22 protein-coding genes are annotated in these 21,926 nt (G+C 71.8%); 18 read left to right on the plus strand and 4 right to left on the minus strand.

All coding sequences use genetic code 11. The features are described 5' to 3' along the window. The first annotated feature begins 17 nt into the window (after window positions 1–17). The 11 genes from atpA to nrdF all read left to right on the plus strand — a co-directional run bounded on the left by atpA (window position 18) and on the right by nrdF (window position 11,582). Window positions 18–1,646, plus strand: coding sequence for a F0F1 ATP synthase subunit alpha (gene atpA / locus ACLQ14_RS13530; RefSeq protein ID WP_425813803.1), 1,629 nt, complete (start codon window positions 18–20; stop codon window positions 1,644–1,646). 3 nt (window positions 1,647–1,649) lie between these two features. Next, on the plus strand, window positions 1,650–2,546 hold the full coding sequence (locus tag ACLQ14_RS13535) for a F0F1 ATP synthase subunit gamma (protein WP_425813805.1): 897 nt from the start codon (window positions 1,650–1,652) through the stop codon (window positions 2,544–2,546). A 13-nt stretch (window positions 2,547–2,559) separates the two neighbouring features. Further along, the gene (gene atpD / locus ACLQ14_RS13540) at window positions 2,560–4,041 is read left to right on the plus strand and encodes a F0F1 ATP synthase subunit beta (RefSeq protein WP_425813807.1); all 1,482 of its coding nucleotides are present in this window, start codon (window positions 2,560–2,562) and stop codon (window positions 4,039–4,041) included. A 32-nt stretch (window positions 4,042–4,073) separates the two neighbouring features. Further along, a complete protein-coding gene (locus tag ACLQ14_RS13545) occupies window positions 4,074–4,358 on the plus strand; it encodes a F0F1 ATP synthase subunit epsilon (RefSeq protein ID WP_425813809.1) in 285 nt (94 codons plus the stop codon). Between the two features lie 12 nt (window positions 4,359–4,370). Next, complete coding sequence (locus ACLQ14_RS13550) at window positions 4,371–4,790, plus strand: DUF2550 domain-containing protein (RefSeq protein WP_425813811.1); 420 nt, start codon at window positions 4,371–4,373, stop codon at window positions 4,788–4,790. A gap of 65 nt (window positions 4,791–4,855) precedes the next feature. Beyond that, window positions 4,856–5,551: an endonuclease NucS gene (gene nucS, locus ACLQ14_RS13555; RefSeq protein ID WP_425813813.1), complete on the plus strand. Its 696-nt coding sequence runs from the start codon at window positions 4,856–4,858 to the stop codon at window positions 5,549–5,551. 70 nt (window positions 5,552–5,621) lie between these two features. After that, complete coding sequence (locus ACLQ14_RS13560) at window positions 5,622–6,914, plus strand: N-acetylglucosamine-6-phosphate deacetylase (protein WP_425813815.1); 1,293 nt, start codon at window positions 5,622–5,624, stop codon at window positions 6,912–6,914. Between the two features lie 582 nt (window positions 6,915–7,496). Further along, window positions 7,497–7,739, plus strand: coding sequence for a glutaredoxin-like protein NrdH (nrdH, locus tag ACLQ14_RS13565; RefSeq protein WP_386797055.1), 243 nt, complete (start codon window positions 7,497–7,499; stop codon window positions 7,737–7,739). A 46-nt stretch (window positions 7,740–7,785) separates the two neighbouring features. Next, window positions 7,786–8,217: a class Ib ribonucleoside-diphosphate reductase assembly flavoprotein NrdI gene (nrdI, locus tag ACLQ14_RS13570; protein WP_425813817.1), complete on the plus strand. Its 432-nt coding sequence runs from the start codon at window positions 7,786–7,788 to the stop codon at window positions 8,215–8,217. Then, window positions 8,214–10,376, plus strand: coding sequence for a class 1b ribonucleoside-diphosphate reductase subunit alpha (nrdE, locus tag ACLQ14_RS13575; RefSeq protein ID WP_425813819.1), 2,163 nt, complete (start codon window positions 8,214–8,216; stop codon window positions 10,374–10,376). Before nrdI ends, nrdE begins: the two co-directional genes overlap by 4 nt. A 225-nt stretch (window positions 10,377–10,601) precedes the next feature. Further along, on the plus strand, window positions 10,602–11,582 hold the full coding sequence (gene nrdF, locus ACLQ14_RS13580) for a class 1b ribonucleoside-diphosphate reductase subunit beta (protein ID WP_425813821.1): 981 nt from the start codon (window positions 10,602–10,604) through the stop codon (window positions 11,580–11,582). A 236-nt stretch (window positions 11,583–11,818) separates the two neighbouring features. On the opposite strand, the gene ACLQ14_RS13585 is transcribed toward nrdF, so the two are convergent. Next, the gene (locus tag ACLQ14_RS13585) at window positions 11,819–12,313 is read right to left on the minus strand and encodes a phosphoribosyltransferase (protein ID WP_425813823.1); all 495 of its coding nucleotides are present in this window, start codon (window positions 12,311–12,313) and stop codon (window positions 11,819–11,821) included. Between the two features lie 94 nt (window positions 12,314–12,407). Here ACLQ14_RS13585 and ACLQ14_RS13590 point away from each other — a divergent pair, with 94 nt between their 5' ends. Further along, window positions 12,408–12,872 carry a VOC family protein gene (locus tag ACLQ14_RS13590; RefSeq protein ID WP_425813993.1) on the plus strand — a complete coding sequence of 155 codons (465 nt, stop codon included), beginning with the start codon at window positions 12,408–12,410 and terminating at the stop codon, window positions 12,870–12,872. Window positions 12,873–12,962: 90 nt separating this feature from the next. Here ACLQ14_RS13590 and ACLQ14_RS13595 read toward each other — a convergent pair whose 3' ends face one another. Then, window positions 12,963–13,955, minus strand: coding sequence for an FKBP-type peptidyl-prolyl cis-trans isomerase (locus ACLQ14_RS13595; RefSeq protein WP_425813825.1), 993 nt, complete (start codon window positions 13,953–13,955; stop codon window positions 12,963–12,965). A 125-nt stretch (window positions 13,956–14,080) separates the two neighbouring features. Between ACLQ14_RS13595 and ACLQ14_RS13600 the strand changes: the two genes are divergently transcribed. The 3 genes from ACLQ14_RS13600 to ACLQ14_RS13610 are packed head-to-tail and all read left to right on the plus strand — an operon-like array spanning window position 14,081 to window position 16,027. Then, complete coding sequence (locus tag ACLQ14_RS13600) at window positions 14,081–14,374, plus strand: hypothetical protein (RefSeq protein ID WP_425813827.1); 294 nt, start codon at window positions 14,081–14,083, stop codon at window positions 14,372–14,374. Between the two features lie 52 nt (window positions 14,375–14,426). Then, complete coding sequence (locus tag ACLQ14_RS13605; protein WP_425813829.1) at window positions 14,427–15,197, plus strand: alpha/beta hydrolase; 771 nt, start codon at window positions 14,427–14,429, stop codon at window positions 15,195–15,197. After that, on the plus strand, window positions 15,194–16,027 hold the full coding sequence (locus ACLQ14_RS13610) for an alpha/beta fold hydrolase (protein ID WP_425813831.1): 834 nt from the start codon (window positions 15,194–15,196) through the stop codon (window positions 16,025–16,027). Before ACLQ14_RS13605 ends, ACLQ14_RS13610 begins: the two co-directional genes overlap by 4 nt. 12 nt (window positions 16,028–16,039) lie before the next feature. On the opposite strand, the gene ACLQ14_RS13615 is transcribed toward ACLQ14_RS13610, so the two are convergent. Next, window positions 16,040–16,372, minus strand: coding sequence for a hypothetical protein (locus ACLQ14_RS13615; protein WP_425813833.1), 333 nt, complete (start codon window positions 16,370–16,372; stop codon window positions 16,040–16,042). Window positions 16,373–16,478: 106 nt separating this feature from the next. Next, on the minus strand, window positions 16,479–17,852 hold the full coding sequence (locus ACLQ14_RS13620; protein ID WP_425813835.1) for a hypothetical protein: 1,374 nt from the start codon (window positions 17,850–17,852) through the stop codon (window positions 16,479–16,481). Between the two features lie 332 nt (window positions 17,853–18,184). Here ACLQ14_RS13620 and ACLQ14_RS13625 point away from each other — a divergent pair, with 332 nt between their 5' ends. The 3 genes from ACLQ14_RS13625 to ACLQ14_RS13635 are packed head-to-tail and all read left to right on the plus strand — an operon-like array spanning window position 18,185 to window position 21,400. Then, the gene (locus tag ACLQ14_RS13625; protein ID WP_425813837.1) at window positions 18,185–19,315 is read left to right on the plus strand and encodes a hypothetical protein; all 1,131 of its coding nucleotides are present in this window, start codon (window positions 18,185–18,187) and stop codon (window positions 19,313–19,315) included. A 56-nt stretch (window positions 19,316–19,371) separates the two neighbouring features. Next, window positions 19,372–20,448, plus strand: a complete 1,077-nt coding sequence (locus ACLQ14_RS13630; RefSeq protein WP_425813839.1) for a hypothetical protein — start codon at window positions 19,372–19,374, stop codon at window positions 20,446–20,448. Window positions 20,449–20,458: 10 nt separating this feature from the next. After that, window positions 20,459–21,400, plus strand: coding sequence for a co-chaperone YbbN (locus ACLQ14_RS13635; RefSeq protein WP_425813841.1), 942 nt, complete (start codon window positions 20,459–20,461; stop codon window positions 21,398–21,400). Window positions 21,401–21,926: the final 526 nt, after the last annotated feature.

The following is a 21,926-nucleotide window of genomic DNA, read 5'->3' on the forward strand; positions in this document are numbered from 1 at the left end:
CGACAGGAGAAGAACCCATGGCTGAGCTGACGATCCGGCCCGACGAGATCCGGGCCGCGCTGGACAGCTTCGTGAAGTCCTACGAGCCCGAGAACGCGGTCGCCGAAGAGGTCGGCCGTGTGACCCTCGCCGGGGACGGCATCGCGCAGGTCGAAGGCCTGCCCGGCGCCATGGCGAACGAGCTCCTGCGCTTCGAGGACGGGACCCTGGGTCTCGCGCTGAACCTCGACGTGCGCGAGATCGGTGTCGTCGTGCTCGGTGAGTTCACCGGCATCGAGGAGGGCCAGGAGGTCCGTCGGACGGGCGAGGTGCTCTCGGTCGCCGTCGGGGACGGCTACCTCGGTCGCGTGGTCGACCCGCTGGGCCACCCGATCGACGGGCTCGGAGAGGTCGCCACCGAGGGACGCCGCGCGCTCGAGCTCCAGGCTCCCGGCGTGATGGACCGCAAGTCGGTGCACGAGCCCCTGCAGACGGGCCTCAAGGCGATCGACGCGATGATCCCGATCGGCCGCGGGCAGCGCCAGCTGATCATCGGTGACCGCCAGACCGGCAAGACGGCGATCGCGATCGACACGATCATCAACCAGAAGGCCAACTGGGAGTCGGGCGACCCCGAGAAGCAGGTCCGCTGCATCTACGTCGCCATCGGCCAGAAGGGCTCGACCATCGCGGGCGTGCGCGGCGCCCTCGAGGAGGCCGGCGCGCTCGAGTACACGACGATCGTCGCGGCCCCGGCGTCCGACCCCGCGGGCTTCAAGTACCTGGCGCCCTACACCGGCTCGGCCATCGGCCAGCACTGGATGTACGGCGGCAAGCACGTCCTCATCGTCTTCGACGACCTGTCGAAGCAGGCCGAGGCGTACCGCGCCGTGTCGCTGCTGCTGCGCCGCCCGCCGGGCCGCGAGGCGTACCCGGGCGACGTCTTCTACCTGCACTCCCGCCTGCTCGAGCGTTGCGCGAAGCTCTCGGACAAGCTGGGCGCGGGCTCGATGACGGGTCTGCCGGTCATCGAGACCAAGGCGAACGACGTGTCGGCGTACATCCCGACGAACGTCATCTCCATCACCGACGGCCAGATCTTCCTGCAGTCGGACCTCTTCAACGCGGACCAGCGCCCGGCGGTCGACGTCGGCATCTCGGTGTCGCGCGTCGGCGGCTCGGCGCAGGTCAAGGCCATGAAGAAGGTCTCGGGCACGCTGAAGCTCGACCTCGCGCAGTACCGCTCGCTCGAGGCGTTCGCGATGTTCGCGTCCGACCTCGACGCGGCCTCCCGCGCGCAGCTCACCCGGGGCGCCCGCCTCACCGAGCTGCTCAAGCAGGGTCAGTACTCGCCGTACCCGGTCGAGGACCAGGTCGCCTCCATCTGGGCCGGCACCAAGGGCAAGCTCGACGACGTCCCGCTCGAGGACGTGCGTCGGTTCGAGTCGGAGCTGCTGGACCACCTGCGCCGCCACACCGAGGTGCTGAGCACCATCGGTGGGACGGGCAAGCTCGAGTCGGACACCGAGGAGGCCCTCGCGGCCGGCGTCGACGCGTTCCGCGAGACGTTCCTCAAGGGTGACGGCACGCCGCTCGTCGGCGACGCCGCCGAGGACGAGGTGCCCGAGGTCGAGCAGGAGCAGATCGTCCGCCAGAAGAGGGCGTGACCCGTGGCAGGTTCACAGCGCGTCTACAAGGCACGCATCAAGTCGACGCAGTCGCTCAAGAAGATCTTCCGGGCGATGGAGCTGATCGCGGCCTCGCGCATCGGCAAGGCGCGTGACCGCGTCGCGGACTCGACCCCGTACGCCCGCGCGATCACGCGCGCGGTGTCCGCGGTCGCGACGCACGCGAACGTCTCGCACCCGCTGACGACGCCGCGCACGGACACCGACGCCGTCGCCGTCCTGGTCGTCACGTCGGACCGCGGCATGGCCGGCGCCTACGCGGCGTCGGCGATCCGCGAGACGGAGCGGCTGATCGACCACCTGCAGTCCTCGGGCAAGACCGTGCGGCTCTACGTCGCGGGTCGCCGCGCCGTGTCCTACTACGCGTTCCGCGGGCGTGAGCTCGCGGGCCAGTGGACCGGGGGCTCGGACGCTCCGACGCCGGAGACGGCCGAGGAGATCTCGACCGAGCTGCTGCGCGCGTTCCGCGCTCCCGCGGACCAGGGCGGCGTCAGCGAGCTGCACGTCGTCTACACCCAGTTCGTCAACATGGTCACGCAGACCCCGCGCGTGATCCGGCTGCTGCCGCTCGAGGTCGTCGAGGAGGTCGTGCCCGCCCAGGAGGGTGAGATCCTCCCGGTCTACGACTTCGCGCCGTCCGCGGAGGCGGTGCTGGACGAGATCCTGCCGCGCTACGTGCGCACCCGGATCTTCAACTGCCTGCTGCAGGCGGCGGCGTCCGAGCTCGCCGCGCGCCAGCGGGCCATGCACACCGCGACAGAGAACGCCGAGGACCTGATCCGCACCTACACGCGGCTCGCGAACCAGGCTCGACAGGCAGACATCACCCAGGAGATCAGCGAGATCGTGTCGGGCGCCGACGCACTCGCTGCGTCGTGAGGAAGAGGACATCATGACCGCCACCACCGTGGAAGCCACGGCCCAGCACGCCAGCGGACCCGCCACAGGTCGCGTCGCGCGCGTGATCGGCCCCGTCGTCGACATCGAGTTCCCCGTCGACGCCATCCCCGACATCTACAACGCGCTGACGGTCGAGATCGACCTCTCGGCACAGGGCGAGGGCGAGAAGGCCTTCACGCTCAAGCTCGAGGTCGCGCAGCACCTCGGCGACTCGCTCGTGCGCGCCATCGCGCTCAAGCCGACCGACGGCCTCGTCCGCGGTGCCGTCGTCACCGACACGGGGGCGCCGATCTCGGTGCCCGTGGGCGACGTGACCAAGGGCCACGTGTTCGACGTGACCGGCGAGGTGCTCAACGCCGAGCCGGGCGAGAAGATCGAGATCACCGAGCGCTGGCCGATCCACCGCAGGCCGCCGGCGTTCGACCAGCTCGAGTCGAAGACCACCATGTTCGAGACGGGCATCAAGGTCATCGACCTGCTGACCCCGTACGTGCAGGGTGGAAAGATCGGCCTCTTCGGTGGTGCGGGCGTCGGCAAGACGGTCCTCATCCAGGAGATGATCTACCGCGTCGCCAACAACCACAACGGTGTGTCGGTGTTCGCGGGCGTCGGCGAGCGCACCCGTGAGGGCAACGACCTCATCGACGAGATGACCGACTCGGGCGTCATCAAGCAGACGGCCCTCGTGTTCGGCCAGATGGACGAGCCGCCGGGCACGCGTCTCCGGGTCGCCCTGTCTGCGCTCACCATGGCGGAGTACTTCCGTGACGTCCAGAAGCAGGACGTGCTGCTGTTCATCGACAACATCTTCCGCTTCACGCAGGCGGGCTCCGAGGTGTCGACGCTGCTCGGCCGCATGCCGTCCGCGGTGGGCTACCAGCCGAACCTCGCCGACGAGATGGGTGTCCTCCAGGAGCGCATCACGTCGACGCGCGGCCACTCGATCACCTCGCTGCAGGCGATCTACGTGCCGGCCGACGACTACACCGACCCGGCGCCGGCCACGACGTTCGCGCACCTCGACGCGACCACGGAGCTCAGCCGCGAGATCGCCTCGCGCGGTCTGTACCCCGCGGTCGACCCGCTGGCCTCGACGAGCCGCATCCTCGACCCGCGTTACGTGGGCAAGGACCACTACGACGTCGCGACCCGCGTGAAGTCGATCCTGCAGCGCAACAAGGAGCTCCAGGACATCATCGCGATCCTCGGCGTGGACGAGCTGTCGGAGGAGGACAAGACGATCGTCTCGCGCGCGCGTCGCATCCAGCAGTTCCTCTCGCAGAACACGTACATGGCCGAGCAGTTCACGAACGTGCCCGGCTCGACCGTGCCGCTCTCGGAGACCGTCGAGGCGTTCAAGAAGATCGCCGACGGCGAGTTCGACCACATCGCCGAGCAGGCCTTCTTCAACATCGGCGGCCTCGAGGACCTCGAGAAGAACTGGGCCCGCATCCAGAAGGAGTACGGCGTCTGACGCCGTCCGGACCGCATCGAGAAGGAGGAGCAGTGGCAGAGCTTGACGTGGACCTCGTGACCACGGACCGCACGATCTGGGCCGGCAAGGCCCGCCTCGTGGTGGCGCCCGCGGCCGACGGCGAGATCGGCGTGCTCGCAGGGCACACCCCGCTCCTGTCGGTGCTCAAGCCGGGCACGATCCGGGTACGCCTCGCCGAGGGTGGCTCGGTCGAGGCCGACATCGAGGGCGGCTTCATCTCCGTCGACTCGAACCGCCTCACCGCGGTCGTCGACGGCGCGACGCTGCGGACCGGCGCGGTAGCCGGGACGCACTGAGGACCGCCTGACGTGACGCCCCTGGTCTGGATCCTGCTCGCGCTGCTCGTCGCAGCGCTCGCGGTGATCGGGCTGGGGGCGTCTCGTCTGCGCACGCTGGCGGCCCGCACGGGCACCTTCGAGTGCGGCTTCCGCACCCGCACCCGCCGCGGCAGCCACGTGTCGCTGGGCTTCGCGCAGTTTCGTGCGCAGCGGGTGGACTGGTGGCGGTGCTGGTCGCTGTTCCCGCGGCCCAAGCGGTCGTGGCGCCGCGACCGCCTGCGGGTCGTCTCGCGCGCCCTGGTGACGGGCGGGCCGCGCGGAGACGTCGTCGTGGTCCAGTGCGAGCACGACGGCGTGGCGTTCGAGCTCTCGATGGCGCCCGGCGCCTACGCCGGCCTCGCCGCCTGGCTCGAGGCAGCTCCGCCGAGCTTCTACGGCGCCGTCGTCTAGGCTCGTCGGCCGGCCCACCCCGGCCGCGCCACCCACCGCCGCCGACCCCACCGGAAGGACTCCCCGTGCGTCTCGTCGTCGCCGACTGCTCGGCACGCTACAGCGGCCGCCTGGCCGCGCAGCTCCCGTTCGCGACTCGCCTCGTCGTGGTCAAGGCCGACGGCAGCGTCCTGCTGCACTCCGACGGCGGCTCGTACAAGCCGCTCAACTGGATGAGCCCGCCGTGCACCCTCCTCGTGCACGAGCCGTCCGCCGAGCAGGCCGGGCAGGGCGTGACCCAGGTGTGGACGGTCCAGCACCACAAGTCGGACGACCGCCTCGAGATCGAGCTGCATGCGGTGCACCACGACTCGGCGCACGAGCTCGGGGTCGACCCGGGGCTCATCAAGGACGGCGTCGAGGCGCACCTGCAGGAGCTCCTGGCGGCTCAGATCGAGCTGGTCGGGGCGGGGCACACGCTCGTGCGCCGGGAGTACCCGACGGCGATCGGGCCCGTCGACATCCTCGCGCGCGACGCCGACGGCGGCTCCGTGGCGATCGAGATCAAGCGGCGCGGCGACATCGACGGCGTCGAGCAGCTCACCCGCTACCTCGACCTGCTCAACCGCGACCCGCTGCTCGCGCCCGTGCGCGGGATCTTCGCCGCGCAGGAGATCAAGCCGCAGGCGCGCGTGCTCGCGACCGACCGTGGGATCGGGTGCCTCCTGCTGGACTACGACGCGATGCGCGGCGTCGACGACGTCGAGTCGCGCCTCTTCTGAAGCGCATCGCCCACCGCGCCCCACCGAGGGCGGTTGTGAGGGCTCCTGCCGAATAGGTGAGAATGGCCGCATGACGTCCGACCGTGTCCTGCCCGGCCCTGTCTCGTCCGCCGCTGTCTCGTCAGCGCCGTCCCCGTCGCTGCGCGCCTTCCGCGGGCGCGTGGTGCTCCCGCGCAAGGTGCTCGACGACGGAGCGGTCGTCGTCGACGGTGCCACCATCGCCTGGGTGGGGCGCGCGTCGGAGGCGGAGGGCGCGGGGTACGGGGACGTCGTCGGGCGGGCGGGGGCGCCGCAGTCGGGAACGACCGTGCTGCCCGGGCTGGTCGACCTGCACGACCACGGCGGCGGCGGCGCCAGCTTCCCCGACGCGGGAGACCTGGACACGGCGAGGGTGGCCGTCCGGGAGCACCTGGCGCACGGCACGACGAGCCTCGTGGCGTCGCTCGTGACCGCGCCGCGCGACGTCCTCCTGGCGCGGACCGCGATGCTGGCGGACCTGGCCGACGCGGGGGAGATCGCCGGCGTGCACCTCGAGGGTCCGTTCCTGTCGCCCGACCGCTGCGGCGCCCAGAACCCGGCTGACATGCTCGCCGGGGACCCGCAGCTCGTGCGGGCCGTGGCCGATGCCGCGCGCGGCCACCTCGTGACCATGACGGTCGCCCCGGAGGTCGCGGGAGTCCAGGGCCCCGGTGGGGTCATCGACACGCTCGTCGACGTCGGAGCCGTCCCCTCGATCGGGCACACCGACGCGCACTGGAGCGTCACGGAGTCGGCGATCGCCGCGGGCTCGGCCGCGCTCGAGCGAGCCGGCGGGCGGGCGCGGTCGTCGCGCCTCACGGCCACCCACCTGTTCAACGGGATGCGCCCGCTCCACCATCGCGACCCCGGCCCGATCGCGGCGTGCCTCGAGGCGGCCAAGCGAGGCAAGGTCGTCGTCGAGCTCGTGGGGGACGGGACGCACCTCGACCCGGGGACCGTCGCGACGGTCTTCGAGCTCGTCGGGGCGGACGCCGTCGCGCTTGTCACCGACGCCATGGCGGCCGCGGGCATGGCGGACGGCAGCTACCAGCTCGGGCCGATGGGCGTCGTCGTGGCGGGCGGCGTCGCGCGCGTCGCGGACGGGTCGCCCGAGGGCGGTGCGATCGCCGGCGGGACGGCTCACCTGCTCGACGTCGTGCGGCACACGGTCGCAGCGGGCGTCCCGCTGGCCGACGCGGTGCGCGCGGCGTCACTGACGCCCGCGGGCGTCCTGGGGCGGGCTGACGTCGGCGCGCTCGAGGCTGGGCGGCGAGCGGACGTCGTGGTGACCGACGGGGACCTCCGGGTGCTCGCGGTCGTGCGGGCCGGGCGGTCCCTCGCCTGACCCCGGGGGCGCGCGCCGGACGACACGCCGACACGCGCGACACGCCGGTCGGCGAGAAGATTTCCTGAACCGCTCGGCCAGTGGTTCGCCCGGGATGTCCGGATCTCGGGGTGCCGGCTCGCGGCGTTGAGAACGGGCGAAACGGACCGTGACGCACGTCCGCACAGCCTGTGGAGCGGCGCCCTGCACACCCTGTGGATGCGTGGTCCGGGGCGCGGAGAGACGCCGATCGGGCGGTGGACAACCCGGTGTGTGGGTGGCCCCTGGCATCCTGAAAAGTGGCGTCCGGGCGGTCGCCGAGGCCCGCGGGGAGGGTGGTGACGAACCTCGATGGATGAACTCCGACCACGACATCTAGTGCCCGCGCGGCTGTCGGCCACTAGGTATAGTGTTTTTCACCGAGGGGGCGTCAGACCCTCGAGCGAATGACACAGGCGTAGTTCCACCGGCGTCGTTCGAGGTCAGAGGGCCTCCCGGCCACCCACGAGGAGTCGGGACGCGACCCACCGCGAACCGCCGGCCGACGACGCCGGCACCGGGCCGGCAGCAGTCGGGCACCACCAAGAGACGAAGGGGACAGCGATGAGCATCACGGTCTACAGCAAGCCGGCGTGCGTCCAGTGCGAGGCGACCAAGCGCGCGCTCGACAAGAAGGGCCTCGAGTACGACGTCGTGGACGTCACCGAGGACCCCGAGGCGCTGGCCCTGGTCCGTGAGCTCGGCTACCTCCAGGCGCCCGTCGTGGTCGCTGACGACACCCACTGGTCGGGCTTCCGTCCCGACCAGATCACCGCGCTCGCTGCGAAGGTCGCCACGCTCGCCTGAGCGCGGCCGCCCCGATCGATCCACCGCCGGCCGCAGGGGGGACACCATGGGTGACCTCGTCTACTTCTCCAGCGTCTCGGAGAACACGCACCGCTTCGTCCAGAAGCTGCGCGCGTCCGAGCTGGGGATGGGAGTGCGGCGGATCCCCCTGCGGCCCACCGACGGCTTTCTCCGGGTCGAGGAGCCCTACGTGCTCCTCGTCCCGACGTACGGCGGCGGGAACGAGGGGGGAGCGGTCCCGCGACAGGTCGTGAGGTTCCTCAACGACGCGCACAACCGTTCCCTGATCCGCGGCGTCGTCGCGGCAGGGAACACCAACTTCGGCGAGGCGTACTGCATCGCCGGCGACATCATCTCCGCGAAGTGCCAGGTCCCGTACCTGTATGCCTTCGAACTGCTTGGGACAGCCGAGGACGTCACGCGCGTCCGCGACGGATTGGGGCGATTTTGGCAACGACAGCAGCAGATCCCGGCGTGAGCACGAGCCTCGCCACCGCCCCCGGAGAGGTCGTGGCTCCCGGGCTCGTGGAGCTCGACTACCACGCGCTCAACGCGATGCTGAACCTCTACGGCGCGGACGGGAAGATCCAGTTCGACCGTGACCGCCAGGCCGCGCGGCAGTACTTCCTGCAGCACGTCAACCAGAACACGGTCTTCTTCCACGACCTGGACGAGAAGCTCGACTACCTCGTCGACAACGACTACTACGAGTCCGAGGTCCTCGAGAAGTACTCGCGCGAGTTCGTCAAGCAGCTCTTCGAGCAGGCGTACTCCAAGAAGTTCCGCTTCGACACGTTCCTCGGCGCCTTCAAGTACTACACGAGCTACACGCTCAAGACGTTCGACGGCAAGCGCTACCTCGAGCGGTTCGAGGACCGCGTCTGCATGGTCGCGCTCAGCCTCGCCGCGGGCGACGAGCAGCTCGCGACGGAGATCGTCGAGGAGGTCATCTCGGGCCGGTTCCAGCCCGCGACGCCGACGTTCCTCAACGCCGGCAAGAAGCAGCGCGGCGAGCCCGTGTCCTGCTTCCTGCTGCGCATCGAGGACAACATGGAGTCCATCGCGCGCGGCATCAACTCGGCGCTGCAGCTCTCCAAGCGCGGCGGCGGCGTCGCCCTGCTGCTGAGCAACGTCCGCGAGCACGGTGCGCCCATCAAGAAGATCGAGAACCAGTCGTCGGGCGTCATCCCTGTGATGAAGCTCCTCGAGGACTCGTTCTCGTACGCGAACCAGCTCGGGGCCCGGCAGGGCGCCGGCGCGGTGTACCTGCACGCGCACCACCCCGACATCATGCGGTTCCTCGACACCAAGCGGGAGAATGCGGACGAGAAGATCCGCATCAAGACCCTCTCGCTCGGCGTCGTGATCCCGGACATCACGTTCGAGCTCGCGCGCAAGAACGAGGACATGTACCTCTTCTCGCCGTACGACGTCGAGCGGATCTACGGCAAGCCGTTCGCCGACATCTCGGTCACCGAGAAGTACGACGAGATGGTCGACGACCCGCGCATCAAGAAGACCAAGATCAACGCGCGCCAGTTCTTCCAGACGCTCGCCGAGCTCCAGTTCGAGTCCGGGTACCCGTACATCATGTTCGAGGACACGGTGAACAAGGCCAACCCCAACGAGGGCAAGGTCACCCACTCGAACCTGTGCTCGGAGATCCTCCAGGTCTCCACGCCGTCGACGTTCAACGACGACCTCTCCTACGCGCACACCGGCCGCGACATCTCGTGCAACCTCGGCTCGCTGAACATCGCGAAGACGATGGACTCGCCCGACCTCGCCAAGAGCGTCGAGACCGCGATCCGCGCGCTGACGGCCGTCGCCGACCAGACCGCGATCGACTCCGTGCCGTCCGTGCGTCGGGCCAACGACCTCGGCCACGCGATCGGCCTCGGCCAGATGAACCTCCACGGCTACCTCGCCCGCGAGCGCGTGCACTACGGGTCCGAGGAGGGCGTCGACTTCACGAACATCTACTTCTACACGGTCGCGTTCCACGCGATCGCGGCGTCCAACAAGCTCGCGATCGAGCGCGGCCAGAAGTACTACAACTTCGAGAAGTCCACCTACGCCAGCGGCGTGTACTTCGACAAGTACACGGAGAAGGTCTGGGCACCGGCCACGGCCCGGGTGGCCGAGCTCTTCGACCAGGCCGGCGTCCGCATCCCCACGCAGGACGACTGGCGCGCGCTCAAGGCCTCCGTCATGGAGCACGGGCTGTACAACCAGAACCTCCAGGCCGTCCCGCCCACCGGATCGATCTCGTACATCAACAACTCGACGTCGTCGATCCACCCGGTGCCCTCGAAGATCGAGATCCGCAAGGAGGGCAAGCTCGGGCGCGTGTACTACCCGGCGCCCTACCTCACGAACGACAACCTCGAGTACTACGAGGACGCGTACGAGATCGGCTACGAGAAGATCATCGACACGTACGCCGCCGCGACGCAGCACGTCGACCAGGGCCTGTCGCTGACGCTGTTCTTCAAGGACACCGCGACGACGCGCGACGTCAACCGGGCGCAGATCTACGCCTGGAAGAAGGGCATCAAGACGCTGTACTACATCCGGGTTCGTCAGATGGCGCTGGAGGGCACTGAGGTGGACGGTTGCGTCAGCTGCATGCTCTGAGCAACTAAATCAGCCGCGCTGAGTCCGCGGTGCCGCGGGGAACGATGCGCCGGGTCTTCCATCCGGCCGCTCGTTCCTCGCGGCCTCCCGCCAGACCCGCCACGACCCGGCGCATCGTTCCCCGCGTCACCACTCATCCGTCGGGTCGCCCTCGTGCACGACGGCGCAGGGTTTCGTAGATCCGCCACCTCGGTCCTCTCCGGGGTGCAGAGAGAGAAGAAGCAGATGTCACCCACCGGGAAGCTCAAGCTCATCGATCGTGTCAGCGCGATCAACTGGAACCGGCTCGAGGACGACAAGGACCTCGAGGTCTGGGAGCGGTTGACCGGGAACTTCTGGCTGCCCGAGAAGGTGCCGGTGTCGAACGACATCCAGAGCTGGCACAGCCTCACGCCGCAGGAGCAGGAGCTCACCACGCGCGTGTTCACGGGCCTGACGCTGCTCGACACGATCCAGGGGACCGTGGGGGCTGTGAGCCTCATCCCTGACGCGCTGACGCCTCACGAGGAGGCCGTGTACACGAACATCGCGTTCATGGAGTCGGTGCACGCGAAGTCGTACTCGTCGATCTTCTCGACGCTGATCTCGACGCAGGAGATCGACGAGGCGTTCCGCTGGTCGGAGGAGAACCCGAACCTGCAGCGCAAGGCCGAGATCGTGCTCGAGTACTACCGGGGCGACTCGCCGCTCAAGCGCAAGGTCGCGTCCACGCTGCTCGAGTCGTTCCTCTTCTACTCGGGCTTCTACCTGCCGATGCACTGGTCGAGCCGTGCCAAGCTCACCAACACGGCCGACCTCATCCGCCTCATCATCCGCGACGAGGCCGTCCACGGGTACTACATCGGCTACAAGTACCAGAAGGGCCTCGAGCGCCTCACCGAGGCGGAGCGTGACGACCTCAAGGCCTACACGTACGAGCTCCTCTTCGAGCTGTACGAGAACGAGGTCCAGTACACGGCTGACCTCTACGACGGCGTCGGGCTCACCGAGGACGTCAAGAAGTTCCTGCGCTACAACGCCAACAAGGCCCTCATGAACCTGGGCTACGAGGCGCTGTTCCCGAAGGACGAGACCGACGTCAACCCGGCCATCCTGGCCGCCCTCAGCCCCAACGCCGACGAGAACCACGACTTCTTCTCGGGCTCCGGCTCCTCGTACGTCATCGGCAAGGCCGTGGCCACCGAGGACGAGGACTGGGAGTTCTGACACCCCCGTTCTCCCCGGAGGGGCGGCGCGCCACGCCGCCCGCCCCTCCGGCGGGCCGTCGCCCCGCCGTCGAACCCGTGCCGGGACCGGCCTAGCCGCGCCGTCGAGAACGGGACACGCGCCCGCCGAGCACGGGCTGCCCGTCCGTCAGGTCGACCAGACGGGCGAGCAGCCCGTGCTCGGCGCGAAGGTAGCCCGTGTTCGGCAGGGTGAGGGGTGCGGGCCGGGCGGGTCCGTCAGGCGACGGAGCGGTCCTCCGTCACCGGGGGCAGCGCCGACCACGGGAACGTGATCCACAGGTCCGTGTCCCGCCACGAGTACTCGGGCTTCACGATCGAGCGGGGCTTCGTGTAGAGCACCGCCGAGCGGACGTCCGCGCCGTGCCCCGCGAGCATGTCGAGCACGAGCCGCAGGGTGCGCCCCGAGTCGGCGACGTCGTCGACCACGAGCACGCGCTTGCCGCCCAGGTCCTCGGTGTCCATGAGAGGCGGGAGCACGCGCGGGTCGTCGAGCGTCGCGCCGATGTCCGTGTAGAACTCGACGTTCAGCGTCCCCACCCCCTTGGAACCCAGGGCGTAGGCCAGCGAGCCGCCCGGGACGAGGCCGCCGCGGGCGACCGCGACGACGACGTCCGGCAGCCATCCGCTGTCGGTCACCTGCAGGGCGAGCTCGCGCGACGCGCGGCCGAACAGGTCCCAGGTGAGGACCTCGCGTTCGAAGGACACCGTCATGGGCACGACCCTATCGGCCGTGCGGGCGCCGGACGGCCGTGCGACGCTGGAGCGGCCCGCGCAGCGCCTACCGAGTGGAGCAGCCGTGCCCGAGATGCCGCCGAACGCCGCGGACCTGCCGGCGCCCACCGAGGGCATCCTCGTGACGCAGTTCCTCACGGTGCGCGACGTCGCCCGGTCTCGGGACTTCTACACCCGGGTGCTCGGCGGTGTCGTGGCCATGGAGGAGAACCCCTGCATCGTCCGGCTCGCGAACTCGTGGGTGATCATGAATCCCGGAGGGCCGCCGACGCCTGACAAGCCCGGCATCTCCGTCGTCGACTACGAGCCCGGCGAGACAACGTCAAGCTTCATGAACCTCCGCGTCGCCGACCTGCAGGCGTGCTACGACGACTGGACCGCGAAGGGTGCCGAGTTTCTCACCCCGCCGCTCGACCGCGGCGCCGAGCTGCGCTGCTACCTGCGGGACCCGGACGGGTACCTGATCGAGGTCGGGCAGTCGACCGGGCTCCTGCGAGGCGAGCACGCCGCGAAGCGGCCGGAGGACCTCCCCGGCTGAGCCGGGCCGGAGCCGGGACGCCGCGGCCGGGGAACGACGACGGCGCCGCCCCCCGACCGGGGAACGGCGCCGTCGGGCGTCAGCCTGAGATCAGGAGGCCGACTGGGTGTCGAGGATGTCGACGACGAAGATCAGCGTCGAGTTCGCGGGGATGGAGCCCGAGGCCTGGGCGCCGTAACCCAGCGACGGCGGGATCACGAGCAGCACCTGCGAGCCGACGGTCTGGCCGGCGAGGCCCTGGCCCCAGCCCTTGACGACCTGGCTGAGGCTGAACGTCGCGGGGGCGCCGTTCTTCCAGCTCGAGTCGAACTCGGTGCCGTCCGTCAGCCAGCCCGAGTACTGCACGGTCACGCTGTCGGTCGCCTTGACCTTGGCGCCCTTGCCCTTGATGAGGGTCTGGGAGACGAGGCTCTTGGGCGCCTTGTAGCCCTTGGGGATCGTGATGCTGGGCTCGCCGGTCTTCGAGTCGAGCTTCACGGTCGGCAGGCCGGACTTCGGGGTCACCGCGGTGCCCTCGGCGCGGAGCGGGATGGTCTTCGCGGACTCGACGTCGAGGCTGTAGACGTACGTGACCGTCTTGCCCTCGGAGTCCGTCGACGGCGCCGCGTAGACGACCCGGGCGCCGACCTTCTGGCCCTTGAGGGCCGCGGCGAGCTGCGGGACGATGCTCGACTCGCTGAAGTACATCGACTGCGGCGTGCTCGAGTAGGTGTCGCCGAGCGCCGTCCCGTCGGACCCCTGGACCGCGAGGCTGTCGATGGCGAGCATCTCGCCGTCCTTGATCTCGGTGCCCGTCCCGGGCGTGTCCACGCGGGCGACGGCACCCGTCACGGAGAAGTCCTTGGGGACGGTCAGGGTCGGCTTCTTGCCGACGGTGCCCTTGACGGTGACCTTCTCGAGAGCGGCGACGTCGGCGGCGCTCGACGTGGCCGCGGACGTCGCGGAGGTGGTGGACGTACCCGACGGCGTCGACGACGCGTCCTTGTCGTCGCTGGAGCAGCCCGCCAGGGCGAGCGCCCCGGTGAGCGCGACGGCGACGAGTCCGGTCGCGGTCCGGGCACGGAGCACGGTGCGGTTCTTCACGAGGGATGATCCTTCGGGTCGTGGACGCGGCCGTTCCGGCTGCGAGGCTCGGGCCACCCTAACGGCCCTTTCTGTGAGGCTCCTGGCTCCCCGCCGGGCGTCGGGCCGTCTGCCAGAATCGAGACGTGCCCACGTCCCGCCGCTCCCGCCGCCAGCAGACCGGTCACCGCCCCCTCGACCTGGAGCGGGCGCGCGGCGGGGCGCGCGTCGAGCACGGGCCCGACGGCGAGTGGACGGTCCGCACGGTGCGGTCGGGGGAGAAGAGCTACACATGCCCCGGCTGCCGCCAGACGGTCCCGCCCGGGGTCGAGCACGTCGTGGCATGGGCGAACGACTCGATGTTCGGCGCCGACAGCGCCCTGGACGACCGCCGCCACTGGCACACGTCCTGCTGGGCGGCGCGCCTCCGCCGTCGGTAGGGACGTCGCCGCCGGCAGGACGCCGCCGGCGGGGATCGTAGGCTCGGAGACGATGACCAGCACCGAACCCCTCCGCGCGATGACCGTCCTGCCCGCACGCCGGGAGGACGTCGAGCTGCACACCGCCGACGGGCTGACCCTCGTCGGGGAGCTCGCGCTCCCGGCCGGGCGTGAGCCCGCGGCGACCCTCGTGACGCTGCACCCGCTCCCCACGCACGGGGGGTTCATGGACTCCCATCTGTACCGGAAGGCCGCCTGGCGGCTGCCGGCGCTCGCGGACCTCGCCGTCCTGCGCTTCAACACGCGCGGCACCAGCTCGCCGCGCGGCACGAGCGAGGGGACGTTCGACGGCGGCGACGCCGAGCGCCTCGACGTTCGGGCGGCTCTCGAGCACGTCGCACTCCACGACCTGCCGCACCCGTGGCTCGTCGGCTGGTCCTTCGGCACGGAGCTGGCCCTCAAGCACGGCGCGGACCCGGCCGTGGAGGGTGCGATCCTGCTCTCGCCGCCTCTTCGCCGCGCGACCGACGCGGACCTCGACGCCTGGGCCGCGTTCGGCCGTCCCCTGGTCGTGATCGTCCCCGAGCACGACGACTACCTGCGCCCCGACGAGGCGCGCCGCCGCTTCGCGCGCGTGCCGCAGGCGGAGGTGATCGCCGTCGACGGCGGCAAGCACCTGTGGGTGGGCGAGAGCCAGGTGCGGCGGGTGCTCGACGAGATCGTCCGGCACGTCAACCCGGCGGTCCCGGTGCCGCTGCCCACGGAACACCTGACATCCGAGTCCCCGACCACCGACCACGTCCCGGACGGAGCATCCCGATGACCGACCACGCCGAGAACCGCCCGCTCACCGCCGTCCTCCACCCGAGCGCCGACGACGACGCTGCCGATCACGGCGGCACCACGGTCCCGCTCGTCCTCGTCCACGGGTTTCCGGTCGACCACCGCATGTGGGACGAGACGGTCGCCGAACTGACCGGGCCGTCGCTCGCCGTCGACCTCCCGGGCTTCGGCGACGCGCCGGACGCGGCGGGGGAGCCGTCGGTCGAGGCGCTCGCGGACGCCCTCGCGGCGGCGCTGGACGCCCGGGGCGTCCACCGGGCCGTCGTGGCGGGCATGTCGATGGGCGGGTACGTCGCGCTCGCGCTCGCCGAGCGGCGCCCCGAGCTGGTCGCGGGCCTCGCGCTCGTCGACACCAAGACGGTGGCTGACGCGCCCGCCGCGCGAGACAACCGCCTCCGCATCGCCGGCGAGGCGGAGGCCGGCGGCACCGTCGACCCGGTACGCGGCATGAGCGAGACGATGCTCGGCGAGACGTCGCGGCGCACGCGCCGGGACCTCGTCGAGACGGTCGCCGGCTGGATCGGCGCGCAGCGTCCGGCATCGGTGGCGTGGGCGCAGCGTGCGATGGCCGCCCGACCCGACCGCACGGCGGTGCTCGAGGCCTACGAGGGCCCGGTGACCGTCGTCGTCGGGACGGAGGACGAGCTCACGCCCGTGGAGGACGCCGAGCACACCCTCGCGCACACCAGCGCGGCGAGCGACGCGGCGCTCGTCCTCGCGCCCGACGCCGGGCACCTCGCGCCGCTCGAGGCGCCCGAGCACGTCGCGGGTGCGCTCGAGCGTCTGCGGGCCCGGGTGCTGCAGGGCTGAAGCGATCCGCGCTCAGGCGCGGGGCGGGTCCTCGGACGCCGCGCCGAGAGCGCGCTCGAGCGCGACGGCCAGGTCCACGGACTCGCCGTCCTTCCCTCCCGCGCCGAGGACGAGCGGCGGGTCGCTCGGCGCCGGGACCGTCCCCGCGACCCGCGCCCGGAGGCTTCGCGGCGCCGTCAGGACGTAGAACCGGCCGTCCTCGCCGACCGCGGCCGTGCGGTCGGTGCGCAGGTACCAGCCGTGCAGCGAGGTGCGGTACGAGCCGGCGCCGCCGTACGCGCGCACGCGCAGCGGGACCGGAGCGGGCCCGTGCTCGCGGGCCCGCTCCACGAAACCTGCGAGCATCCGGCGGGCGGTCGCGGACTCCGCGTCCCGCCGCGCGTCCAGCCGGGCCGCGAGCTCGTGGGCGTCGCGCGCGCGGCGGGCCCGCTCGTCGTCGACGCCGTGCGGGTCAGGCGTGGGCCTGCTCCTCGGCCTCGTCGGTCACCTTGGCGGGCGCCTCCGCGTCTTCCGTCACGACCGTCGCCGCGGCCCGGGCGCGCTGGGCCGGCGTCGACGCGGCCGGCGGCTTGGGCGGCAGGGGAGGCGTGATCATCGAGGGCGTCTCGACCCGCTCGGCGAGCAGCGCCCGGAGCTCGTCGAGGTACGTGGTGATCGACTCGTGCTGGCGGCTCAGGTCCTGCAGCTGGCGGGTGGCCGCGAGCCGGTGCTGCTCGGCCTCGAGCGTGGCGTCCGCGACCGTCTGGTCCGCGAAGGCGCGCGCGTCGGCGAGGATGCGGTCGGCGTTCGCGCGGGCCGTGGCCAGCAGGTCCTTCGCGTACTCGTCGGACTCCTGCCGGACCTTCTCGGCGTGCTCGAGGGCCGCGGCGACGCGCTCCTCGGCCTCGGCGGCCTGCGACTCGGCGGCCGCGACGAGGGCCGCGGTCTCCTTCTGGGCGCTGGCGTGCCGTTCGGCGGCCTCGCGCTCGACGTCCTCGCGCCGCGCCGCGATGTCCAGCTCGGCCTGGGCCAGGGAGACCCGCGCCTTCTCGCGCAGCTCCTCCATCTCGGCCGTCACCGCCGCGGCGGCCTCCTGGCCGGCGCGCTTCGCGTCCGAGAGCTGGCGCTCGACCTCGATGCGGGTGCGCTCGCGCAGCTCGCTCGTCTCGCGCTCCGCCGTCTCGCGCAGGGCCGTCGTCTCGGCCGCGACCTCGGCGCGCAGCGCGGCGGTCTCGTTCTCCGTCCGGACCCGCAGCTCGGTCGTCTCCCGCTCGGTGACGGCCTTGGCCTGCGCGAGCTCGCGCTCGAGCGTGGTGCGGCGCTCGTGCTCCTCGGTCGCCAGGGCGCTCTGGATGCGGGACGCCTCGCGCTCGGCCGAGCCGACGAGCTCCTCGGCGCGCCGCTGCGCGTTGACGAGCGTGGTCTCGGCCTCGCTGCCGGCGGCCGAGCGGATCTCGTCGGACTCGCGCCGCGCGTCGGCGACGAGCTCCGCGACCTCGGTCTCGGCGCGGTTGCGGATCTGCCCGGCGGCGAGGTTCGCGCGGGCCATGATGTCGGACGCCTGCTGGTTGGCCTGCGCGAGGATGTCCGACGACTGCTCCTCGGCGGTGCGCAGGAGCTGCTCGATGCGGGATCCCAGGCCCGAGTACGACGGGCGTTCGACCTCGCGCGCCTGACGCTGGGCGTCGGCCACCTCGGCGCTGAGCTGCTGGACCCGGACGTCGAGGGACTCGACCTGGCCGTGGGCCTCGTCGAGGGACTTCTCGAGGTTGGCGATGCGGTTGTCGACCAGGCCGCGGTCGTAGCCGCGCATGACGATGGGGAACAGCGACTGCTCGTCGGACACGAAGACCTCCACGGATGTGTGACGGCCGCACGAGGACGTCCCTCCGGGGTGACCACGACGGCGAGCGAGTGCTCCGGCGTGCGCTCGACCGAGTGTTCGACGATGCCGGAGCCGGCGCTGGTCCGTCGGCGCGATCTGTTCGTGCGGCCCGAATCCGAAGGATACATGGCGTGCCTGCGGCTGTGGAGGGCGCGTGAACGTGCGTGCCGAAGGGTGTGGGGGCGGCCGTCCGGATCGGGCATTCGGGACGAGCCGCCGGACGCCGCCCCTATCCTGAGGTGTCCCGCCCACAGCCTCGAGCCCCCTCGAGACCCCCGACCGGAAGGAAACGAGTGCCGTACCGCATCATCGGGCTCGCCCTCGTCGTCCTCGGCGTGGTGTCCGCGGCCCTCGGCGTCGCCTCCGCGACCGTCTGGCGCGCCGACTCGACCGTGACCGCCACCACGCACCTCTCGTCCGACGGGCCGACGCTCGTCACCACCGAGCCCGGCGTCCTCGGCCTCGTCGACGACCGTGTCGACATCACGGCCCGCGCCGCGAACGGGGGCGACGTGACGATCGCCGTCGGCCGCGCCGACGACGTCAGCGGGTGGGTGGGGGACGACCCGGTCGCCCAGGTGACCGGCATGAGCGACTGGTCGACCCTGTCCACCAAGACCGTCACCGGCAAGGCCCCCACGACGGCGCCCGACCCGACCGACTCCGACATGTGGGTCTCCTCCACGTCCGGCACGGGCGAGGTCACACTCCCGTGGACCGCGCGCCCCGGCCAGTGGACGGCGCTCGTCGCCGCGACCGGCGACGACGCCCGGGCCCCGACCCTGGCGCTCACCTGGGACCGCGAGGTCACGACGCCGTGGCTCTGGCCGCTCGTCGGCGTCGGCGCGATCCTCGTGGTCGTGGGGCTGGTGCTCCTGTCGCTCGGGCGCCGCAGCACCCGCAACCGTCGTCAGGAGGCCGTGCTCGCCGTGGCCCGGACCTCGGTGCCCACGCCGCCCGCCGCGGGTGCCGTGGGTGACGAGCCCGCCGTCAGCACGACGACGACCCTCACCCGCCGCGAGCTGCGGGAGCATGCGCTGCGCGAGGCGCAGAACCAGCCGCGCCGGCGCTCGCGCCAACGCGGCAAGGAGGCCGAGGACGCCGCCGCCTGGGCCGGCCCGCCCGTCCCGTCGGCGGACGAGCCGGAGCCGTCCACGGTCGCGATCCCGGTCGACGAGACCGCCAAGGGCGCCGCCGACGCGTGGCGCCGCCGTTGGAACGTCCCCGCCCGGATCCCCCCGATCGAGCGTCAGCCCGCGGCCTCCTCCGGGGCCCAGGACGCGTCGACGTCCGGGGCCACGCCGCCCGCCGCCCCCGCACCCGAGGCCCCCGCCGGGTCCGTCGACGGGCAGGGCACGCCGCCCGGCACGCCCGGCTGGGACGACATCTTCGGCGCCGACGAGCGACGGAGGTCGCGCAAGTGACCCGTCCCTCCCGCCGCCGCCCGGACACCGCACCGACCCAGGACCGCGTGAACACGATGACAGCTGACGCAGCGACCCGACCCGTCCCCGGCGCCTCGCACGGCACCACCGCCGCGCGGCGTGCCCGCCGCCTCGGCCGTCTTGCGCTGCCGGCGTCGCTCGCCGTCGTCGTCGGGCTGGTCACGACCGCCTGCTCGACGCCGGTGCCGCAGGCCACGCCCGAGCCGAGCGTCACCCAGCCCGCCCTGAGCCTCGACCAGGACACGGCGATCCTCGGCAAGGTCGGCGACGTGCTCGCGGTCGCCGACAAGAAGCGCGACTCCAAGGCGCTCTCGCAGCGCCTCGCGGGGCCCGCGCTCGCCATGCGGACCGCGGAGCTGTCGGTCGCGAAGAAGACCAAGTCCGACGACGACGTGACCGCGCTGCCCACCAAGGTGCAGACGGTCGTCGTCCCGACCTCGACGACGTGGCCCCGCGCCGCGTTCGCCGTCTCGGCCCAGCCGTCGGGCAGCGAGCCCCCGCGCCTCCTGGCGCTCCGGCAGAGCTCCGCCCGGGCCGACTACGCACTGTGGGGATGGGCGCGCCTGTTCCCCGGCATCACGATGCCGAGCTTCGCCGCGCCCGGCACCGGCAGCGCCGCGGTGCCCTCGGACGACACGACGCTCGTCGTCACGCCGAAGGCCGCGGTCGCGAACTATGTCGACGTGCTCAACAAGGGCAGCAAGTCGAAGCACGCGAAGAGCTACGCGAACGACCCGTTCCGCACCCGCCTCGCCTCGAAGGCCGCGGCGCTCGACGGCAACAAGGACTTCAAGGACGCGAAGGGCGCGTACGCGGAGACGTTCACGGTCGCGAAGACCGCGCCCGCGTCGGTCCGCACCGCGGACGGCGGCGCGCTCGTCATGGCGGACGCGTCCGCCGTCGAGAAGACCTCCGCCGAGTCGAAGGCGAAGATCGCGCCGTCCACCGACGCGACCAAGGCGCTGTTCGGGGACACGAAGCCGACGAACACGCTGGTCGTCACGTATCGCGACGTGTTCGCGCTCTACGTCCCGCCCGCGGGTGCGTCGGACGCGAAGGTCAAGGTCCTCGGCGTCGAGCACGTCCCGGTGAAGGTCGGCACGCACTCCTAAGATGGTCGGCATGAGCCAGCCGACCGGACCCTCGTTCGACGTGCGCGGGGCAGTGGACCTGTCCGCGCTCCAGCGGCCCACCGTCCCGCCCCCAGGGGAGCCCGGCGGCGCACCCGTCGCGGACGGCTACGTCGTCGACGTCACCGACGAGACCTTCCAGAGCCTCATCGAGGACTCCGCCCGCTACCCCGTCGTCGTGCTGCTGTGGCTGCCTACGGACGAGGCGAACGCCACGCTCGCGCAGACCCTCGGCGCGCTCGCCACGCAGTACCAGGGCCGCTTCCTCCTCGCGCGCGTCGACGTGCAGGCGTACCCCGCGGTCGCCTCGGCGTTCCAGGTGCAGGGTGTGCCGACCGTCGTCGCGGTGCTCCAGGGCCAGCCGCTGCCCCTGTTCCAGGGGAACGCGTCGCCCGAGCAGATCCAGGGCGTCCTCGACCAGGTGCTCGCCGCCGCCGAGCAGAACGGCGTCACCGGCACCGTCCCCGCCGGCGACGGCACCACGCCGCCGGCCGCGGAGCCCGAGCCCGCCGAGGAGCCGCTGCCCCCGCTGCACCAGGAGGCGTACGACGCGATCGAGCGCGACGACCTCGACGCCGCCGTCGCCGCGTACACCAAGGCCATCAAGCAGGACCCCTCCGACGACCTCGCCAAGGCCGGGCTCGCGCAGGTCGAGCTCCTGCAACGCACGCGCGACCTCGACCTCCAGACGGCGCGCGACGCCGCCGCGGCCGAGCCCGCCAGCGTCGACGCCGCCCTGGACGTCGCCGACCTCGACCTGTCCGGCGGGAAGGTCGACGACGCGTTCGGCCGGCTCATCGACCTCGTGCGCACCACGAGCGGAGACGACCGCGAGCGGCTGCGCAAGCGGCTCGTCGACTACTTCGAGGTCGTCGGGACGCAGGACCCGCGCGTCGCCGTGGCGCGTCGCGCGCTGGCGAACGCCCTGTACTGAGCTCGCGTCTTCGTCCGGCTGGGTCGGGCGGTCCTTCGGCCGGGGTGGGCGGTCGTGGTTGGGGCGTGCGGTCCGGGGGTGTGGCGCGCGGTCTTCCATCCGCCGCTCGTTCCTCGCGGCTCCCGCCAAGCCCTCCACGACCGCGCGCCACACCCCCGCCCCGCCCCGCCCCGCCCTTCGCCGTCGTCCCACCTCCACAGTCGACCGGCTACCGCCGAGACCCCCGCGGCACTTCTGCGTCGAGGTCGAGGGTTTCTCGCCGAGGACGAGCCTCAACCCCTCGATCTCGACGCAGCACCCTCGACCTCGGCGCCGGGCTCCGACCCCTCAGCGTGCCGAGGATGCGGTGGGCCACCCGTTCAGCGTCGAGCAGGCGGTTGGGGCCACCGTCCGCGGCGCCGACCATGCGCGCAGACCCCTTCTCGGCGTCGAGCATGTGCGTGCTCGCATGGTCGGCCGTCGGCGGTGCCTGGGTGGGCGAAGTGGCGGCTGGAGCGGGTGGGTGCGGGCAGGTGGTGAAGGACGT

The organism is Luteimicrobium sp. DT211, from assembly GCF_049844995.1.
Lineage (GTDB): Bacteria > Actinomycetota > Actinomycetes > Actinomycetales > Cellulomonadaceae > Luteimicrobium.

What these genes read in the sequence shown, in the direction of transcription:
- atpA (WP_425813803.1), top strand. Translation starts at nt 18, where the DNA reads ATGGCTGAGCTGACGATCCGGCCCGACGAGATCCGGGCCGCGCTGGAC.
- atpD (WP_425813807.1), top strand. Translation starts at nt 2,560, where the DNA reads ATGACCGCCACCACCGTGGAAGCCACGGCCCAGCACGCCAGCGGACCC.
- ACLQ14_RS13560 (WP_425813815.1), top strand. Translation starts at nt 5,622, where the DNA reads ATGACGTCCGACCGTGTCCTGCCCGGCCCTGTCTCGTCCGCCGCTGTC.
- nrdH (WP_386797055.1), top strand. Translation starts at nt 7,497, where the DNA reads ATGAGCATCACGGTCTACAGCAAGCCGGCGTGCGTCCAGTGCGAGGCG.
- nrdI (WP_425813817.1), top strand. Translation starts at nt 7,786, where the DNA reads ATGGGTGACCTCGTCTACTTCTCCAGCGTCTCGGAGAACACGCACCGC.
- nrdF (WP_425813821.1), top strand. Translation starts at nt 10,602, where the DNA reads ATGTCACCCACCGGGAAGCTCAAGCTCATCGATCGTGTCAGCGCGATC.
- ACLQ14_RS13585 (WP_425813823.1), bottom strand. Translation starts at nt 12,313, where the DNA reads ATGACGGTGTCCTTCGAACGCGAGGTCCTCACCTGGGACCTGTTCGGC.
- ACLQ14_RS13590 (WP_425813993.1), top strand. Translation starts at nt 12,408, where the DNA reads ATGCCGCCGAACGCCGCGGACCTGCCGGCGCCCACCGAGGGCATCCTC.
- ACLQ14_RS13605 (WP_425813829.1), top strand. Translation starts at nt 14,427, where the DNA reads ATGACCAGCACCGAACCCCTCCGCGCGATGACCGTCCTGCCCGCACGC.
- ACLQ14_RS13610 (WP_425813831.1), top strand. Translation starts at nt 15,194, where the DNA reads ATGACCGACCACGCCGAGAACCGCCCGCTCACCGCCGTCCTCCACCCG.
- ACLQ14_RS13615 (WP_425813833.1), bottom strand. Translation starts at nt 16,372, where the DNA reads ATGCTCGCAGGTTTCGTGGAGCGGGCCCGCGAGCACGGGCCCGCTCCG.
- ACLQ14_RS13630 (WP_425813839.1), top strand. Translation starts at nt 19,372, where the DNA reads ATGACAGCTGACGCAGCGACCCGACCCGTCCCCGGCGCCTCGCACGGC.
- ACLQ14_RS13635 (WP_425813841.1), top strand. Translation starts at nt 20,459, where the DNA reads ATGAGCCAGCCGACCGGACCCTCGTTCGACGTGCGCGGGGCAGTGGAC.